This window comes from Pseudoalteromonas sp. TAB23 (assembly GCF_000498075.1).
In the GTDB taxonomy this organism is placed as follows: domain Bacteria; phylum Pseudomonadota; class Gammaproteobacteria; order Enterobacterales; family Alteromonadaceae; genus Pseudoalteromonas; species Pseudoalteromonas arctica.
This window is the reverse complement of the sequence record NZ_AUTP01000210.1, coordinates 1-18739: the sequence shown is the minus strand read 5'-3', so window position 1 is coordinate 18739 and position 18739 is coordinate 1. Positions and strand designations below refer to the sequence as shown.

The 18739-nt window shown below is 38.3% G+C and carries 11 protein-coding genes and 4 pseudogenes; 9 read left to right on the top strand and 6 right to left on the bottom strand.

Going from position 1 to position 18739, the window contains the following annotated elements:
• The first annotated feature begins 64 nt into the window (after nucleotides 1–64).
• The 3 genes and pseudogenes from L654_RS0111150 to L654_RS0111140 all read left to right on the top strand — a co-directional run bounded on the left by L654_RS0111150 (nucleotide 65) and on the right by L654_RS0111140 (nucleotide 2861).
• Nucleotides 65–1233 (top strand): IS3 family transposase gene (locus tag L654_RS0111150; RefSeq protein WP_139016089.1). Its coding sequence is split into 2 segments (ribosomal slippage): nucleotides 65–341 and nucleotides 341–1233, totalling 1170 coding nucleotides; the frame shifts between segments, so codons are not numbered across the junction.
• Between the two features lie 33 nt (nucleotides 1234–1266).
• A pseudogene (locus tag L654_RS1000000127275) lies at nucleotides 1267–1446 on the top strand (hypothetical protein); the annotation flags it as partial.
• Between the two features lie 32 nt (nucleotides 1447–1478).
• Entirely contained in the window at nucleotides 1479–2861 is a 1383-nt protein-coding gene (locus tag L654_RS0111140) for a hypothetical protein (protein WP_024608057.1), read from the top strand.
• Nucleotides 2862–2955: 94 nt separating this feature from the next.
• On the opposite strand, the pseudogene L654_RS01000000125950 reads toward L654_RS0111140, so the two are convergent.
• From L654_RS01000000125950 to L654_RS01000000125945, 4 genes and pseudogenes are all read right to left on the bottom strand, one after another.
• Nucleotides 2956–3792: pseudogene (locus L654_RS01000000125950) on the bottom strand (alpha/beta hydrolase-fold protein).
• Between the two features lie 37 nt (nucleotides 3793–3829).
• Complete coding sequence (locus tag L654_RS0111130; RefSeq protein ID WP_024608056.1) at nucleotides 3830–4735, bottom strand: NYN domain-containing protein; 906 nt, start codon at nucleotides 4733–4735, stop codon at nucleotides 3830–3832.
• Nucleotides 4736–4929: 194 nt separating this feature from the next.
• Nucleotides 4930–6237 (bottom strand): DEAD/DEAH box helicase, encoded by a 1308-nt coding sequence (locus L654_RS0111125; RefSeq protein ID WP_024608055.1) that lies wholly within the window; start codon nucleotides 6235–6237, stop codon nucleotides 4930–4932.
• A gap of 150 nt (nucleotides 6238–6387) precedes the next feature.
• Nucleotides 6388–7571, bottom strand: a pseudogene (locus L654_RS01000000125945) (alpha/beta hydrolase-fold protein); the annotation flags it as partial.
• Between the two features lie 222 nt (nucleotides 7572–7793).
• Between L654_RS01000000125945 and L654_RS0111115 the strand changes: the two are divergent.
• From L654_RS0111115 to L654_RS0111095, 5 genes are read left to right on the top strand one after another with little or no spacing between them, the layout of a single operon-like run.
• Entirely contained in the window at nucleotides 7794–9059 is a 1266-nt protein-coding gene (locus tag L654_RS0111115) for a site-specific integrase (RefSeq protein ID WP_024608054.1), read from the top strand.
• Nucleotides 9046–11316 carry a hypothetical protein gene (locus L654_RS0111110; RefSeq protein WP_024608053.1) on the top strand — a complete coding sequence of 757 codons (2271 nt, stop codon included), beginning with the start codon at nucleotides 9046–9048 and terminating at the stop codon, nucleotides 11314–11316. The genes L654_RS0111115 and L654_RS0111110 overlap by 14 nt, the downstream gene beginning before the upstream one ends.
• Entirely contained in the window at nucleotides 11316–13388 is a 2073-nt protein-coding gene (locus L654_RS0111105) for a site-specific integrase (protein WP_024608052.1), read from the top strand. The genes L654_RS0111110 and L654_RS0111105 overlap by 1 nt, the downstream gene beginning before the upstream one ends.
• 7 nt (nucleotides 13389–13395) lie before the next feature.
• Nucleotides 13396–13848: a hypothetical protein gene (locus L654_RS0111100; RefSeq protein WP_024608051.1), complete on the top strand. Its 453-nt coding sequence runs from the start codon at nucleotides 13396–13398 to the stop codon at nucleotides 13846–13848.
• A 45-nt stretch (nucleotides 13849–13893) separates the two neighbouring features.
• Nucleotides 13894–14973: a DUF4238 domain-containing protein gene (locus tag L654_RS0111095; protein WP_024608050.1), complete on the top strand. Its 1080-nt coding sequence runs from the start codon at nucleotides 13894–13896 to the stop codon at nucleotides 14971–14973.
• Nucleotides 14974–15193: 220 nt separating this feature from the next.
• Here L654_RS0111095 and glmS read toward each other — a convergent pair whose 3' ends face one another.
• Complete coding sequence (gene glmS / locus L654_RS0111090; protein ID WP_024608049.1) at nucleotides 15194–17014, bottom strand: glutamine--fructose-6-phosphate transaminase (isomerizing); 1821 nt, start codon at nucleotides 17012–17014, stop codon at nucleotides 15194–15196.
• Between the two features lie 40 nt (nucleotides 17015–17054).
• Nucleotides 17055–17827 (bottom strand): annotated as a pseudogene (locus L654_RS01000000125940) (DeoR family transcriptional regulator).
• Nucleotides 17828–17985: 158 nt separating this feature from the next.
• Here L654_RS01000000125940 and L654_RS0111080 point away from each other — a divergent pair.
• Entirely contained in the window at nucleotides 17986–18513 is a 528-nt protein-coding gene (locus L654_RS0111080) for a sugar O-acetyltransferase (protein ID WP_024608048.1), read from the top strand.
• The last annotated feature ends 226 nt before the right edge of the window (nucleotides 18514–18739 follow it).

Here is an 18739-nt window from a genome sequence, read left to right as displayed (position 1 = left end):
TGACGTGGTTTAATGGATTCGACTACCCCAGTTAAGAGATAATCAACTTAACTGGAGATCGATAATGACAAAACGTAAAAAGTATTCCAAAGAATTTAAACTTGATGCCATCGCATTAGTTGTTGAGCAAAACTACTCTCAAGCAGAAGCCTCTAGAAATTTAGGGGTAAATCCCAACATGCTTGGTCGGTGGATAAAAGAAGCTGAAAATGATGATGGGCAGGCTTTTAGAGGGAATGGTAATTTGACCCCTGAGCAAGAAGAGATCAGAGAGCTAAAAGCGCAAGTGAAACGCCTAGAAATGGAGCGTGAAATATTAAAAAAAGCGACGGTCTTCTTTGCCAAAGAAACGAAGTGAAATACTCGTTCATAACCCAATACAAGAAGACCTGGCCTGTGGCGGTAATGTGCCGAATACTGGGTGTAAAAAGTAACAATTACTATAGTTATCAAAAGCGATATTCAACTAAATCAGAGGATCCAACACATCAAGAAATGATTGATTGGGTCAAGGACATAGCGCACTTCAGTGATAATACTTACGGTGAAAGGCGTATTCAGAAAGTCTTAAATGCACTCGGTTTTCCGGTGAGCCGTCACAAAACAGCACAGTTAATGAAAGAGGCAAATGTCTGGGTGCGTTATAAAAAGAAATACAAAGTAACAACGAATAGTGACCATAACAAGCCTATTTATCCCAATGTACTTGAGCAAAACTTCAACGTTGAAGCCGCTGATCAAGCTTGGGTACAAGATATCACTTATGTTTGGACTGCAGAAGGTTGGTTATATCTGGCGGTAGTGATTGATTTATATTCGCGTAAAGTCGTTGGTTGGAGCATGGGCTCACGAATGAAAGCGCAGCTTGTCTGTGACGCACTGACTATGGCGATGTGGCAACGCCAACCCAAAGCAGGGTTGATTATCCATTCAGATCAAGGGGTTCAATATGCAAGCCATCAATATCGTAGATTGCTCAAGTCAAACGACTTCATTGGTAGCATGAGTAAGAAAGGTTGTTGCTGGGATAATGCTGTTGCAGAAAGCTTCTTCGGTAGTTTGAAGCAAGAGCGCGTGCATTGGAAAAATTACCCAACGCGTTATGAAGCTCAACAGGATGTAATGAATTACATCTGCATGTGGTACAACAGTCGTCGCTTACATTCGTACTTAAATTATCAAAGCCCAAATGACTTTGAAGAACGAACCGAAACATTAGATATGGTTTCTTAACTAGGGTGACTGAATTTAGTTGACCACGTCAGTTACACCTTAGTTGATGCGAGCATCTCTTACGACCTTTCAGTGTTAAACCAAGATATGTCTGTGTACCTACGAGGCACTAACTTAACAGATACAGAAGCACGCGTGCACAGCTCGTTTGTAAAGGATATAGCGCCACGTCCAGGACGTAGTTTTGCGCTAGGTATTCGCGGTTATTTTTAAGCGTTAAAAAATTATAATTAAAGGAAATAAACATGAAAAAACTATATCAATTAAAGCTTATTGCACTCGCTATTAGCGCTACATTTATTACGGCCTGTGGCGATGCAGAAACCAACATTGTGGAAAAAGATCCTATTGTTGTAGAAGACGAGCACAATCATGATGATGATCACGACCATGACGACGGCTATACCATAGACTCACTTGGCAGACTTGCCGTTCTGGCAGGTGACAGTAACGAAGCTAGCTTTTTTGATTTAGACAACAACGAATTACTTGATACATTTACACTAAACAATGACTCAAACACGTTATCTGCATCACCAGGCTTTCGTTATGCTGTTATTGCTAATCGTACTCAAGATTACCTAGGGTTTATAGACGGCGGTATGTGGCGCGAAGATCACGCAGAGCACTTGCATGATTATAAGCAAGGCCCTGCGTTTAGCAGCTACGAGCTAACAAGTGGTAGTCGCCCTACACACTTAATAACTCACGACGGGCAATTAGCAATATTTTACGATGGCGATGCAGAAACCGGTACGCCTGCCTCAGTAGAAGTGCTAACCGATAACGATATTACCAATACAACAGCTACACTCACGGGCATTAACTACGACATTAACATGCATGGTGTAGCTGAGCCTCGCGGCAAGCATTTACTCTCAACCATTCGCCGCGACGATGCAAGTAATACATCTAATGCCAAAGTACTTCCCGATCAAGTGGGTGTTTATCATCTTCACGATGGTAATTACGAACTAGAGCAAACGTTAGAAGTGACCTGCCCCGATTTACACGGCGCAGCACAAAATCACGATTATGTTGTATTTGGTTGTGGCGATGGCGTATTGACTGCCCACCAGCAAGGTGATGTATACAACGCTCAAAAAGTTGTAAATATAAACGCCGTAGGCGCTCAACGTATTGGTACTTTATACGGCCACAAAAACAACGACACAATTTTTGGCATTGCCGCAGGACATGACGGCAGTGATTCAGTGCTACTTAGTATTCATCCTGAAAATGCCGAAATGAAAGAAGTAGAATGGCAACTTGCTGATGGCGCAAGTGCTGTATCTTATTCTTTTTCAGCCAGTGGTGAATACTTTTTAGTGCTCGACAGCCTAGGCTTTTTAAATGTACTTACAGGACATGACCATGGCGGCGAAATGCACTGGGAACTCGCAGGCCAAGTAGATATTACTCAAGCAGACGTAACCACAATGCCCGAAGGAATGAGCTTTAGTATGACAGTGGCGCAAAGTGGTCAGTTTGCTTATATTGCCGACCCAATTGCTCAACACATAGTGCAAGTGCACCTTGAAGATCTAGAAATTGAAAGTGAGCTAGAGTTAACTTTTCCACCTGCAAGCATTACCTGGTTAGGGATTGCACAAGAGGTAGATCACTAAGTTACTAAACACATTACTGAAAAGATTATAACTTTACATTACTATTAAAAATTAAAACCCATCATTCACAAAGTTAGTGATGGGTTTTTAGTGACTAATTCGCTTTACCCAGCACCCAATCTAAGCCTTGGATTGCTGTTGTTGGAAATGCGGTTGCATGACTAGCCCCTTCAATAACAACACTTTTTAATTCAATACTGTCGCTGTTAAGCGCTTTTATTTTTTGCACTAGTTGCTGTGCCCCTTGCACCATATTTTGCCCCTCACCAAAAGCTGGCGTTTCCCTTGCTCCAACAGATATATACACCTTTATAGGCAACTTTAACTTATTTACTTTCAACGCTAATAGTGCATTATCATTAAACCAAACAGACGGGCTACCAATAATATAATTGCTAAATAAATCGGGTGTCGTAAATAAAATAGTCGCACCAAATAAACCGCCTAAAGAGTTTCCTATGTAGGTTTTTTGTGTGCTACTTGCACGGTGGCTTTGCTCAATATAAGGAAACACAGTGTTTGTAATAAACTTAATGTGCCCTTGCGCATTACCTGTTTGTTTTTTTCAATCTTTTGCAAAGGTAGGTGTGTAGTCTCTAATTCGACTAGCTGATCCAATAGACCCTTTTTCGTAACCAATGGCGACAATAATTGCTTGCTGCATTTTTCCGGTATTCATAGGAAATCGTGTTGCCCCTGCCACTATAGGAAACGTGTACGGCGCATCGGTTAAATAAATAACTGGATATGTTTTATCCGGCTTATTTTGATATGACTTAGGCAATTGAATGTAAACAGAGTAAACACGCTTACTAGAAGGTTCTGTTAGTTCAATAACGCTACTCCTAGGGATTTCGTATGGGGTATTAGCGCTTAATTTAAAGCATATTAAAGTAGTAGAAAGTAATAATAGTTTTGATATTAAGTCCACATTTCACCCTTTATTAAATATAAGTAGTTTCATGTAGCTAGTTATTAAATAGCTGAGTATATTTTTGTGCGTAACTTAGCACTATTTTTGCTGTTTCTTCATTATCAAGTAATAGAATTGGAGGATCCGTTAATGGCGGTAAATCATCAAAGCTAGGTAATGGTTTTTCCAACCAGCGCCAGCATTTAGTTCGATTAGCTTCAACTTGTAATAAAGTTAATATTATTTCTTCAAGTATTTCTGGCTGACCAAACCAACCTATAGGTTTAGAAACTGGTTTTCTTCCTCCCTGGATAACACGTGGCAACTGCGACTGTTTTAGTTCTTCAATTAAAATATTCTTGCGTGTCCAGTCAGCATGTATATCTAGTTTTTCATTGGGGTAACGAACACTATCAGTAGTAGGGATCACTAAGCCTATCTTAACTTTATTTAGAGATTTTATTTTTTCTAAAGCCCTTTCTAAGTCTGTATCATTAGTAACAAACACAACTTGCTCAATTGAGTCATCCGTAAATACATCAAATAAAGCCTCAACCGCAATATTTACATCAGTTTGCTTTTCTTCAAGCTTCCAAATATCCACATACTCACATTCATTTGGGTGTTTTTTAGGTTCTTTTTCATCAATTTTAAATGCACGTGTTGGGTTTACAGAGTAGTAACCTTTGATTATTTCTAGCTGACCATTTGAACTATTGAAAGTCAAAGCCCTGTGATAAGCCTGCTGATCAGCTAAAGAATCTTTTGACGTAGCTGCCTTTTCTACAATATTCGCAGTAAAAAACTTAACGCTTAAATTATTGCTAGTGTGGGCTTCATTTGCAGAACTGGGAAGGATATAGTTATCAAATAATTTAAATATATCTAACCATTTATAAGGCGTTCGCTTAAGACATCCATAATATAAATTATATCCATCAATATATATTCGAGTCTTCAAAGTCGATCCTTAAATTTTAGCTACAAAAAAACCGACACTAAGGTCGGCTTTTTCTCCCTATATCCAGGAGACTCAATGCTACGCGTGGAAGTAGGGTTAGTTGTTAACAATGATCTTAGTCAAAATTGACCAATACGTCAACAACTGATTTTATCGCCAATTGTAAGTTTAGACAAAATAATAAATTATATTTCCTATTTAGAACGCCCCCTCCAGCCACTCCATACATCATCTATATCATCGGCTTTATTTTTTTTCTTTTTCTTGCCTGTGCCTTCTGGTTTTGCCATTGGCTTTTCATTTTTAAGCGCATCAGCTGCATCAAGGTTTGCTTGGTTTACAGCAAAACCGGTTACTTCTTCACGCTCTAGGCGTAGTTTGTTTTTCTTCTCGATTATTTTAAAGTGATGCAAATCTTCATAATCAACCAATGAAAGCGCTAAACCTACTTCACCAGCACGGCCGCTTCGGCCAATACGGTGCATGTAATCAGAAGGACTGCGTGGTAGATTAAAGTTTATTACCACTGGCAGCTTTTCAATATCTAAACCACGAGCTGCAATATCGGTTGCAATAAGTACTTCGATTTCGCCCGCTTTAAATTTTTCTATTACACGAGTTCGCTCACTTTGGCCTTTATCGCCATGGAAAACTTGTGCATTAACACCGCGCTTTTCAAGCTTACCTGCTAAGTGCTCACAGTCTTTTTTAGCGTTCACAAAAATCAGCGCTTGGCGCCATTTATGGGTTTTAATTAAATGCGCTAAAACAGTGGTTTTCTCGCCTTTGTTAACACTAAACACGCGTTGAACAAGTGTGCTTTCATCTTTATTTTGAACTTGTATTTCAACTGGATTATTTAGCAGCTCTTGCGTTAATTGTGTTACTTGCTCAGGGAAAGTAGCTGAAAACAACATTGTTTGTTTTTTAGCAGGCATTAACGCTAAAAGCTCAGCAAGCTCTTCGGTGAAGCCAAGGCTTAACATGCGGTCGGCTTCATCAAGCACTAAGGTCGTTACTTTATCGAGCTTAATAGCATTGCTTGAGATTAAATCAAGCAAACGACCTGGTGTTGCAACAATAATATCGGCGCCGCCGCGTAGAGTCTGCATTTGTGTATTAACCGACACACCACCAAACACGGCCACCGTTTTGATTGCGCCATTAAAGTTAGCAGAATACGACTTAACGCTATCGGCCACCTGCGTTGCAAGCTCGCGGGTAGGTACCAAAATAAGCCCAGTAACAAAGTTACCTTTGCTTGTAGTACTTTTAGCGCCCTGCTCAAGAAAAGCCTTTTGCAACATAGGTAATGCAAACGTTGCTGTTTTACCTGAGCCGGTATTTGCCCCAGCAATTAGGTCACTACCCGCAAGCACACTAGGTATAGCCTTAGCTTGAATAGGTGTAGGCTGGGTATATTCCAAATCGGTTAATCGAGCTAATAGCTCTGGAATAAGGCCAAGTTCGGAAAAAGTGCTAGGGCTTGTGGCTGAGGTCATATTTATTACGGGCTTATTGCTAAAAAAGTAGCCTGTAATTTTAGCGTATTTAGCGCTTATTAAGTAGAGATTAGTGATTTAAATATCAGCGGCGTGTTGTAAAGGTAACTGTAAGCGCAGGCTACCCCCGCGCATTGTCCTTTTATATTGCTGGGTTTTATTTAACTGTGTTTGTAATCTACTTTTAGTCTCTTTTAAGGTATCTAAATAGGGGTATGTGGTATCTACGACATTTAAAGCAGCCTCTATTTTAATAAGTGCCTGTTGTATATTACCTTGTAATTCATAGCCATAACCTAACCCCCATAGTGCATCAACAGATTGTGAGTGATGCTTAACATTATGCTTAAATACTGCCACAGCCCGCTCATATTGCTGCATATTTACTAGGTTGTAACCAAGTTGCCTAACAGCCGCCTCTGGAGGTGTTATTTGCTCCCCCATTGCTGAGATAACTTTTTATAATAAACATCAATAGATTCTATATCATCGCTTAAAGCACTCATGGGCATTTGTTTGGGTAAAAATAAATGATGATAAGCATTAAAGGCCCCAGCGGCAGATGTTAAGTTATGCGATACATTTTCAAATGCGTCACTGAAAAAGCGTAAATTTGGCAAGCTATTAGATTGTAAAGCTTGCTGCAGCTCATTATATCGCTCACGCATTAAGCCAGCTTCTTCGCCAATATTTATATAAACATAGTTATTCAGGTCTTTTGATTTATTAATAAACGACTTAGTCGCTTTTACCGGTGCGCCATAGTTCCACCAAACGGCAGGGCTGTAAGCAATATGCGCTTGGAAAAGCTCAGGGTTAGCTTGCATAGTATAAAGTGCAAACACGCCTGCTGCTGAGCCCCCAGCAATCACATTAAAGTTATGCGTACGATAGCTTTTATTAATCAAGGGCATAAGCTCTTGCTCAATAAATGCTAAAAACTTTGCTGCGCCTAAGCCTTCACCTACCGGGCCTTGTGGCTCTTTATTAACTGTGGGGTATAAATCTCTTAAGCGATTAGTGTTTTCAATAGCGACAATAATAACCTCAGGCGCACGATTATTATTTTGCAGTCGATCCATTACAGCACTTATAAGCGGTATGTTACCCGCACCATCTAGGCGATAAATTACAGGATAAACTTTGTTTGGATTAGCTTGGTAACTCTTTGGAAGCTGGACTACAACGGTACGTAGCTCATTTAAAATTGCAGAATTGATAGTATGTGTTTGTTGCGTATAGCTAATGGTTTGCTGTTTTAAATCAGGCTCAGCTAGTGTGTTATTAGAAACTATAAATAAGCTACATATAAAAATAGCAGTGAATAAACGCATAGCTAATCCTTTAGAAAGTAGTGTGTTATTTAATCTAACAGGCTTCGAGGTACAAAAAAAGGCGCATTGAGCGCCTTTTTATCTTTAACAGGTGTGGGAGAGTAATAAAGTATCTAACCTTGGGGTGATCGCTTCACCCCTTAACCTTGGTGATTGAATTTTCAAATTAGTATGACTTAGCATAGTATATGGTGAGTCTTATTAGGAGAGGTTTCAGTTACTATGATTATCAATGACTTTTATACTCGAGAAGTTGAAGTTTATCGAGACCCTGAATTCGCCATTTCAATTAACAAAGAAACCGGCGAAGAAAAGTTAAAGCTTGCTGAGCCTAAAGATGAAGAACAAATAAAAGTTCATATTCTGATAGATCCTCTCGGCCATTTGGTTAAACCGGCCTGCTTATATTTGTATTGGAAAAAAGATGAAGAGCAGACGAAAACAACTGCCACTGAAGCGAAAGCTTTACTGCTCTACTTTAGATTTTTGCATCAAAATCAACTAAATTATTGGAAATTTCCTCACTCGAAAAGTCGCAAGCAAACATTTAAATTTGCTGACTTCCTTGTTTCTTCAATTAACTCTGAAGATATTGCCACTTCAACAGCAAAAACGTATTTGAGGGTTGTAGTTAATTTTTATAAATTTTTAGGGCGAAATAATCTTATTGAATTTTCAGAAAAAAATAAGCCTTTTGACTTTGAAATGATCTCTATTCGTCAGTCTGGAATGTTGTCACATACACAGCGGGTTATTAGTGTTCAAACGACTAACCTAATGAAAAGATTACCTAGAGAACAAAAGAAACATGTTACTAGAAAACTATCTCCTTTAACTCAAGAGCATTTGAAAACGCTATTATCTCAATTGTCTAAAATATCTGATGATAAGGCACTTATATTCGAAGTGGCGCTAACTACAGGAATGAGGCTTCAAGAAGTATTAACAATACCTGAGTCCATTATTTTTAATCCAACTAACGATCATCCAATTCCAATCTCGATTGGGCCTAAAATTGGTGTCCATACCAAGTTCAGTAAACAAAGGTATGTAGAATTCCCTGCTGAATTGATGTTCAAATTACACCAATATTTATGGTCACCAGTGCGTCAAAAGTATGCATTAAAAGGCAAAAACGATACAGCAAAATTATTTATCAGCCGCCAAGGAAAGGCATTTAATCCAAACACTATTGAAAAGGCATTTTCTGACATTCGAAATGAAATATCTAAGAGCTGTATCGAGTTCAAATATGCAATACACGATCTTCGCTCTACCTATGCAACTTTTACACTACATAAATTATGGGAAGAAAAAGGTAGCTTGAGAACTGCTGCCTCAATACTACAGGAATTGATGGGGCATAATAATTTTGCTTCTACGTTTAAATATGTGGAGTTCATCGAAGCTAATGCATTGATGTTCGAGCATGCGCGAGATGTCAGTGAAGTCTTTCAGGCTTCAGGGGATACACATGGCAAAGAGTAAACTAGTAGGGCAAAAGCTCATAAGCGCAGGTGACGACTTTACTTTGGAATTCCCAACGCTTCATTATTCATTTTTGATTAACAACATAGACGTAACTGTCGATCTGACACGGTTAATGCACTTTAGGTGCGACGTTGCTCAAAATAAAGCAAGTAGACAGCAACAAATCGTTAAATATGCTCGAGCATTCAAAAAAGAAATGAGTTTAGGTGCAACCTCTTCAACTCTTTATAATAGCTTCACGAAATTTAAAGGGTATTTAATCTGGTGTGATGATAAAGAAATCTTCCCTTTTTGTGAGTCTACATGGAAGAATTATAGAAATTATTTATGGGAGTTAGTATTAGCTGGCCGTTCTAGTTTACCAATATGGCAAAGACCCAATGGCCAAATTTTAGGTTTAAAAGAAAGAACAGCAAACTATATTGTTTCTACTATTGAACAGGCTTTAGTTTGGTGCGAAGAAAATGTTAATCAGTGGGGAAAACAACTCCGTCCATTCAAAAATGGAAAACCTAAATCTTATGAAGCGTATTCTGATAAAGAACTGCCTATAATACTTAATCGTTTATCTACCTACTTTTTCCAGTTGGCAATTCCACTTTTAAGTGACGATTTACCTACTAAAATTAATATAGAGATACTTGAACATAATTTTGACGTACCTATTAACAGTACGAACACAAAAGGGAAAGCTAAGCAGGCTTCATTAAATTACGATACTGCCTTTAATCAGGCTATGTCATGTGCGTATTATCTACTAAGTTACTTTACCGCATTCAATTCCAGCCAGCTGATCGAATTACGCCACCCTATCGAATGGCAGCAAGATAAAACAACAGAATATTATAAATTAACAGCTTATAAAAGGCGGGCAAACAAAGAAGTGATTAGCTTTGTTGGCGGTGAAATCCATAAAAAATCGATTCAGTTTATGGAAACATTAATTGCCTTATCGTTGAAATATAATAAGACTTCTAATGGGCTATTTGTTTATTGGCTGGATGGTGCTTCCAACCCTAGAGGAATAAGCTCAACGTTACTTAGCAATTCCCAAATAAGCAGCCAGCTCATGTTGCTGTCAGATAGAGCAACGGCATGCTTACCTTATTTACTTGAATTACATAAAAGTTTTATTGCCACCGGAATTAACGGTTATATTGAGTTTACTGATCATAAAATTGTTGATAGAAAACTCACCAAACAAAAGAAGGTAATTAATAGATTCTTCTCAAGAAGAATAGTGATTTTAAGTATCCTATTACTATATGCAATCATTCATGCTCACCCTAAAAACAAACAAAAAAAAGTGAAATTAAATGGTTCTGTGTTGCCTTTGACGGTTATCCAAAATGGTCAAGATATTAAAGCTACTATCCGCGATGCCGATGGTACGAGTGTAGAAGTTTATATCGAGAATAAGTATCAACAATTTCTTGAAGATATAGTAAATTTCGCTTTAACAAGACAAAACATTAGTTCAACAAAGCCTAGTTATTTGTTGCCATTAGGTCTAACTAGGCAAACTCTGCAATGGGAAGGTATCATTCCCAATACTAACTATTTGAGCGATTACGGAATTGCTCCCGGTGAGTTTTTTGTCAGTTTACGATCCAGTCAGTTTCGAGAAACTGCAGCGAAGCTAGCTAGAAGAAAAACAAATCGTACCGAATTACAAGTATCGCAAATACTTAATAACCAATACATGACCGTTATCAAGCATTACTCTGAAGGTAACCACTACGACAACCAGTTAATATTAGCACAAGGGTTATCTGTTATCGAAGCGGTAAGTCAAGGCCACGCGATCAAACAAGCTAAAGATATAGTAGCCATTGAATCGGATATGAAAGTAATTAAATTTGAAGAATTGACTTTTAACAAAGCCACGCTAAATGGGATAGGGGTGGCTTGTACTGATAATAAATCGATAAGAGAAGATGAACCCTATAATTCTCCCTGCTTCGATTATGAGAGTTGTATTAAATGCAAATACGCCAAATTAATCGACGATGTTGAGCCGCTATATCGACTGTTATCGTTTCTAGAATGCATGGAGGAGAGTTGGTTGTATTACCCAGACAGATTTACTCAAAACATAGGCAAGTCTATTGAACTGTATAGGAAAGTTATTGCTGAAAATATTCCTAAATCAACGTTAGAAGCTGCCCAGCTAAAGTTAGATAGTGCAGGACGACATATGCTTTGGGATGACCTTGAGCTTGCATCTATGGGGTATAAAGGGACGACAAGTTAATGTTAGATGGAAATTTTCAACATGATCAAAATACAGGGCTTGATGATGTAAAAAGCCGTTTACTTTACTTGGTAACTGAAAAGTTATGGGATGAGTTAGAAGAGGAAGTTGTCTCTCATAACTTTGACGGTCAACCTATTTCTCTTTTTGCTGAGGAGGTATGGGACTTTGAGCCTTATCGTGTTGGTACTGAGTACACGACACTGAACTTTAAGCTTACTGAAAATGAGATAGCTCCATCTTTGTTAATTGAGCTAAAATCAATAGCACTTGCATTTATCTATCATTCTCAATATGCCTATAGGATTAATTCTGTAATAAGCAAAGTTAATAGTCTCAAACGACTTGCAGTGTCCCTGACAGAAAATGGTATTGAAACCTTTGATGGTCTCACGATAGATTGCATCAAGAACCTGATCAAAATAAATAGTTATTTACCTCGCGAAATAGATCTTTCACCATTGAATAGCCTTAATGACCTCTCAGATTACCTGTCATTCGAAACTAATTTTTTTGAAAAACTCACCTTAAAAAAACTTAAGGTTTTACAGCCAGATAAAGAACAGCATCCTGTTATTCCCCTAAGAATATACCTTTCAGCTTTAGATGAATACACAAAGAAAGTGAAGTACTGGCATACTCATAAAGAACAGCTTAAGCAAGTAATTCAAGATGCGATTGATTACGAGAATAAGCAAGTTCGCCGAATGCTAAAAAAACTACGACACGGAGAGTGTGGAGTTGGACAGGTGTTCAATAATAGCGATAAAAAGTATCACAAATTTATTCAGGAACTTAATAGATGCCAAGTACCATTGGTGGATTATGAGGAAAACCCTGCCTGGGGTAGTGTCTGGTCTAGTATTCAGCCTGCCGTGCGAACAGATTTTTTCGAAAGGTTTACTCCCAGAACTATTGGAAAAAATACATTCAGTAGTCATCATCAAATAAAGTCATTTTGCCGCAACTTAGATACTGTATGTAGATATTTAGTATTATGTCTAAGCGGAATGCGTAGCAACGAGTTGCTTCAAATAACACCTGATTATGGTGCACAAGTCATTACTCTCGATGGAATAGATATACATTTATTTCACACTAAGCAGCAAAAAATAACTACAGGCTACCAAGGATATGATGATGTTTATGTGACAACAAAAAATGGCCATCTGGCGTATGAATTGTTAAATAGTCTAAATAGTCCTGTAAGGAATTGGCTTGAAAGTACAGGCCAGAAAGTCTGGCTGCTGAATAACTTACAACGTTTTCAACAACCAAGATCGATCAGTCATTCTGGAAATGTATTGCAGTCTTTGAGTCGGTTATTCTCGTCTAATGAGCAAGAGTTTTCGATTGACCTCAATTCTGATGATATTGAAATGCTTAGACGTAGCGATCCCGAAAAAGCATTCAACATTGGCGAAAAATGGCACCTTACACCTCATCAACTTAGGCGCTCATTAGCTTATTATTTAGTAGGGATGCAGTTAGCTGACTTTCCACAATTAAAGCAACAGTTTAGCCATTATTCTATTGCAATGACCATGTATTACGCTCGCAATGCTAGTTCATTTAAGAAAATGTACCATGATCTAGAAAAAGAAAAAGTAAGACAGCAAGCTCTCCTATATTCAAGACTCGCAGCTAAAGCCTACAACGGTAAAAAGTTAGGCGGGGGACAAGGGAAAAATATGTACTCTAAGAGTTATGCAGATAGAAATGTTTCGCCGCAGTACTATGAGAAAGAAATCAAATCGGGCAGAAAACACATTCATGCTTTAGCTCCTGGTATGTACTGTATAAACAATACTTGTAGTATGAGAATAGGCATTGAAATTGGAGAATGCGTTGATTGCGACTGGGCTCTTATTGAGAGCGGTGCTTACGCCCAAGCAGTTAGGCAGGAAAGTATAAATATATTGGAAAGCTTGCAAAGCACAAGAGAGTTAAGTGTTGATATAATTGCTTTTCAAGAGGTGCGTATACGCTCTGCCGAGAAGATATTAAATGATCTTGATATTAGCTATACACCTTATCAAGCCAGTGAATGGTTAATCACATCAACAATATAAGATTTTTATGACAAAGACACGTAACCCTGAAATTACTAGGAAAAAGCTAATCGATGCTCTTCAACGTTTAGTTGATGGCGACCCTGAACGTTTAACTGGTAAATATAAAATAAACGTTAAATCTGTTCAGGAAGAAGCGGGGTTAAGCTTAGGTTCGGCTTATAGGTATCCTGATGTGATGGATGCAATCTCATCAGAGAAACAAACTCAGGCTAAAAAAACTGGTAAGGCTCGTAAACGCTCTGTTAGCACTGACTTGGAGAGAATTAAAGAAGATAAATCAAAAGAAAAAAGGCTAAAAGATAAATACCGACATGAGTTAGATGTTGCTAATCAAAGGCTAGATGAAGCATATGCAGAGCAAACAATGCTGTTAACTGCGATGATGAATTTTCTAGATATAGAAGATAGAATTAGATTATTACGAGAATCAAAACCTAAGATCGTTAGCATTAAATAGCTAGAGGTTATTAATAATTGCCGCTACATTGTAGGGAAAATATAAATGAAAAAGATAACAAGGAAGCAGCACTTCGTACCCAGGTGTTTACTTAAAAACTTTAGCTATAACGATGGTGCTATTAATATATTCGATTCAACTAGGAATAAGTTACGGCCATCTAATGTTGGAGCTGAACTATTCGAGAATAACTTCTATGATAAAGACAACACGATCGAAAATTTTTTGCGTGATTATATTGAAGGGCCAGGCGCTCAGGCTTTAAAAATAATTACAAGGGAAGTTGATGGACAATTGGATTTTGAAGGGCGAGTAGACCTTCTTCGGTTTATTTTAGTTCAATTAAGCCGTACACCAAATGCATATTCTTCCTCGCTAGATAATATTGACAATTATTTTAATGAATTAATAAATCAATTAGGTCAATTAAATGGTTTTGATAAAGAAGCTCTAGACGGTATAAAAGTTTCTTTTGATAACCCAAAATATTTTCTTCAACTGCAAACACTGGAAGCTGCGCTCAAAGTGCCTCTTCTCTTAGATTTAGAGTGGCACATACTAATTAATGAAACAGCCACTGAGTTTGTGATATCAGATCATCCTGTGGTTCATTACAACTGGTATCTTCGTAACTTACACTCAATAGATATCAGTGGTTTATCTAAATGTGGATTGCAAGTTTTCTTACCAATATCAAGCACTATTACCTTATGTTTATATGATAGTAAGATCTATAAAATGGGAGCTAAAAATAGTTCCTGTACCATAATTGAAAACTTACCAGATATACATCTGCTAAATGAACTTCAATTTAGGAGTCGAGGCTCATTTATTGTTTTTAGGTCTACAGATGACTCAAACTATGTTAAAAAAATGAGCGATAAGTTTCCAGCGAATAGCATTTATAGTAATACAGTAAAAGCCATAGCTCCCACAATTATTGGAAGGGAAGCTAAAAGTAAAATCACCCTCTGGCGTAAATCTTATATTTTTGATAGATGGTTGTCATTTTGCAAAGTTAAAAACAAGAAAAAAAGTCAGGATATAACCTGTTATGATCGAATACCTGAAGAATTAGCTAAACATGAACAATTCATTAAAGAAATGAGGTCAAAAAAAGAATAAAAATATGACTTATTTGCTTGTTTTTCAATCGCTATTTTATTGCTTTTATGACTTAAATTATGACTTTATTTTTAAGGAATAAAATACATTAAATTCAAGTGGTTAACTTTTAATCATATTTTAAATAATATTTTTTACCAAGGTTAAGGGGTGAAGCGATCACCCCAAGGTTAGATACTTTATTACTCTCACACAACAGGTAATTACCAACCTATTGATTTTACTCAACCGTAACCGATTTAGCTAAGTTACGTGGTTGGTCAACGTCAGTGCCTTTAATTACCGCTACGTAGTACGACAGTAGCTGCAATGGCAAGGTGTAAACAATTGGCGCAATAATATCGTCAGTGTGGTTTACGTTGATTACACGCATTGTGTCGTCTGACTCAAAGTGTGAATCTTTATCTGCGAATACGTAAATAATGCCGCCACGTGCGCGTACTTCTTCTACGTTTGATTTAAGTTTTTCTAGCAATTCGTTATTTGGTGCTACAACAATAATTGGCATGTCGGCATCAATAAGTGCTAATGGGCCGTGTTTTAGCTCGCCCGCTGCGTAAGCTTCTGCGTGAATGTACGAAATCTCTTTAAGTTTAAGCGCACCTTCCATTGCAATTGGGTATTGCGAGCCACGACCTAAAAACAATGAGTGGTGCTTATCAGCAAACTCTTCTGCAAGATCTGCAATACCATCAGCGAGTAATAATGTTTCTTCTAACTTAGCTGGAAGTACTTTAATTGCATTTACAATTGCGCTTTGATCAAGGCCTTTTTCCTGAGCTATAGACGCAGTAAGCATTAACAAACCAACTAACTGCGTAGTAAATGCTTTAGTAGATGCCACGCCTATTTCAGCGCCTGCTTTAGTCATAAAGGCAAGGTCTGATTCGCGTACAAGCGATGAACCAGGTACGTTACAAATAGTCATTGAGGCCATGTAACCTTGCTCTTTAGCTAGGCGTAATGCAGCTAGCGTATCGGCAGTTTCACCCGATTGAGAAATAGTAACAAGTAAGCTATTTTCATGAACAAACGACTGACGGTATCTAAATTCAGAAGCTATTTCTACATTACAGCTAACGCCTGCAAACTGCTCAAGCCAGTAACGTGCAACCATACCAGAATGATAAGACGTACCACAGGCAATAATTTGCACATGTTTTACATCTTTAAATATTTGCTGGGCGCTTTCGCCAAAGGCATCAATTGCCACACGGTCGTCGTTTAAACGCCCTTCAAGAGTATTACGTACAGCAAGTGGCTGCTCGTAAATTTCTTTTAGCATGTAGTGACGGTAATCGCCTTTGCCTGATGCATCTTGCGTAATGTTTGATTCAATCACTTCACGCTCAACTGCGTTACCGTCTGCATCAAAAATTTCTACTGTGTCACGTGTAATACGTGCTACGTCGCCTTCTTCTAAAAAGATGAAGCTACGAGTAACAGGTAGTAATGCTAACTGATCAGACGCAATAAAGTTTTCGCCAAGGCCTAAACCAATAACAAGAGGACTACCTGAGCGCGCTACAATGATTTCGTTGTCGTTGTCTTTATCAAATACAACAGTACCAAAGGCGCCTTCAAACTGTTTAACAGCTGCTTGTACTGATGCAAGTAACGTTGTGTGTTGTTTACGAAGTTGGTGAATTAAATGCACCATTACTTCTGTATCAGTGTCTGATAAGAATTCGTACCCATCTGCTTTAAGTGCTGTACGTAGGCTAGCGTGGTTTTCAATAATACCGTTGTGCACAAGTGCTAACTGGTTGTTTGATACATGTGGGTGTGCATTTTCTTCTGTAACGCTACCATGTGTTGCCCAGCGCGTATGTGCAATACCTGTATGACCGCTAACACCTGCTTTTTCTAGAGCTGCTTCTACGTTAACTACTTTACCCACTGCTTTAACAGTATTAAGTGTGTTGCCATCAAGCAATGCTACGCCTGCTGAGTCATAACCACGGTATTCTAGGCGTTTAAGGCCTTCAACTAAAATTTTGTTTACTGGACGTTCTGCAACTGCCCCAACTATTCCACACATAGTGTCTCCATTAATTTTTAAAATACTTGCTACTGAGTAGCTATTGTATAATCTCTGCACAAATTAGTTTTACACCACACGCCTCAATTGCTTTGCGCTTATCGTCTGCTAAGCCATCGTCGGTTATTAATGTGGTTACTATTTTCCACGGTAATTCTAAATTTGGTATTTTTCGGCCAATCTTATCTGATTCAACCATTACAATTACTTCACGAGCGGCTTTTGCCATAACTTGGCTTAAACCAACTAGCTCATTAAAGGTAGTAGTACCGCGCTTTACATCTATGCCGTCAGCGCCAATAAATAGCTGATCAAAGTCGTAAGAACATAATACATTTTCGGCAACTTGCCCTTGAAATGATTCAGAATGAGGATCCCACGTTCCGCCAGTCATTAAAAGTGTCGGCTCNNNNGCTCGTTCTCGAGTGCTAATAAACGACTCGCTACTTTAATAGCGTTGGTCATAACAACTAGCCCACGCTTATCAGCAAGCTCAGGGATCATAGCTGCCGTAGTGCGTCCGCTATCAATAATAATGCGGTTATGATCTTTTATAAGTTTTGCTGCAGCTTTTGCTATCGCTACTTTGCGCTTTGAATCTACTTCATCGCTAACAATTTCTTTAGGTAGTGCAATAGCACCACCGTAGCGGCGAAGTAATAAGCCACTTTTTTCAAGCGAGGTTAAATCTTTTCGAATGGTTACTTCAGATGTTTGAAACTGCTGTGCTAACTTTTCAACGGCTACTTCACCTAATTCATTAACTTGAACCAGTATATTGTGACGACGCTGCTGTGTGTTTCGTTTAGTCATAAAGCTCGTGAATTAAGTTTCATTTCGAAAGTTATGCGATTTTAAACGAAACAACCTAAATGGCAAGTGAACGAGCAAAAAAACACAGTTTTATTCTAATAATAATAAAACTAAAAGTACGGTAAGCTATAACTAATTAAGTTATAAAGATAAATACAATGCAGTCATTTAACAGTATCAGTAAAGAATACTTAGCACAGCGAAAGCAAGCAGGTGAAACCTGCCGTTTATTTAATAAGAGCCCAAGTAAAGGCAACTTAAAACGTATCAAAGAGTTATTTTTAAAGTCGGGTGATGGTGTAATTATAGAATCAGGTTTTCATTGCGATTACGGCAATCAAATAGTTATTGGTGACCGTACTTTTATGAATATTAATTGCACACTTCTCGACTCGCCATTAGCCAATCACTCAATCACCATTGGTGATGACTGCTTAATAGGCCCAAACGTTCAGCTTTTAGCTGTGTCACATGCTACTAATCCAGCAGAAAGGCTTAATAAGGAAAACTTTGCAGCACCTATCGCGTTAGGCAATAACGTATGGGTTGGCGCAGGTGTAATTATTTTAGCGGGTGTGAGTATTGGTGAAAATAGTATTGTGGGTGCGGGTGCTGTGGTTACTAAAAATGTAATGCCTAATACTGTAGTAGCGGGTAACCCAGCTCGTGAAATAAGAACACTGTAGCTATTCTCGATGTGATTTTAACGTTGGGAGTCGCTTCGCTCGCCCGACCTACGTGATGTGAGTGTGTGTTAATTGCGCGCATTTCACTTTTCTTCAGACGTAAAAAAGCCCGAATTGTTAAATTCGGGCTTTCTACAATTTGAAGCCTGGTAATGTCCTACTTTCACATAGCAAATGCTACACTATCATCGGCGCTGTTTCGTTTCACTACTGAGTTCGGCATGGA

Excerpts from the sequence above, each read along its gene's own strand:
- L654_RS0111115 (WP_024608054.1), top strand. The coding sequence starts at position 7,794 with ATGATTATCAATGACTTTTATACTCGAGAAGTTGAAGTTTATCGAGAC.
- glmS (WP_024608049.1), bottom strand. The coding sequence starts at position 17,014 with ATGTGTGGAATAGTTGGGGCAGTTGCAGAACGTCCAGTAAACAAAATT.
- L654_RS0111140 (WP_024608057.1), top strand. The coding sequence starts at position 1,479 with ATGAAAAAACTATATCAATTAAAGCTTATTGCACTCGCTATTAGCGCT.
- L654_RS0111080 (WP_024608048.1), top strand. The coding sequence starts at position 17,986 with ATGCAGTCATTTAACAGTATCAGTAAAGAATACTTAGCACAGCGAAAG.
- L654_RS0111110 (WP_024608053.1), top strand. The coding sequence starts at position 9,046 with ATGGCAAAGAGTAAACTAGTAGGGCAAAAGCTCATAAGCGCAGGTGAC.
- L654_RS0111095 (WP_024608050.1), top strand. The coding sequence starts at position 13,894 with ATGAAAAAGATAACAAGGAAGCAGCACTTCGTACCCAGGTGTTTACTT.
- L654_RS0111125 (WP_024608055.1), bottom strand. The coding sequence starts at position 6,237 with ATGACCTCAGCCACAAGCCCTAGCACTTTTTCCGAACTTGGCCTTATT.
- L654_RS0111105 (WP_024608052.1), top strand. The coding sequence starts at position 11,316 with ATGTTAGATGGAAATTTTCAACATGATCAAAATACAGGGCTTGATGAT.
- L654_RS0111100 (WP_024608051.1), top strand. The coding sequence starts at position 13,396 with ATGACAAAGACACGTAACCCTGAAATTACTAGGAAAAAGCTAATCGAT.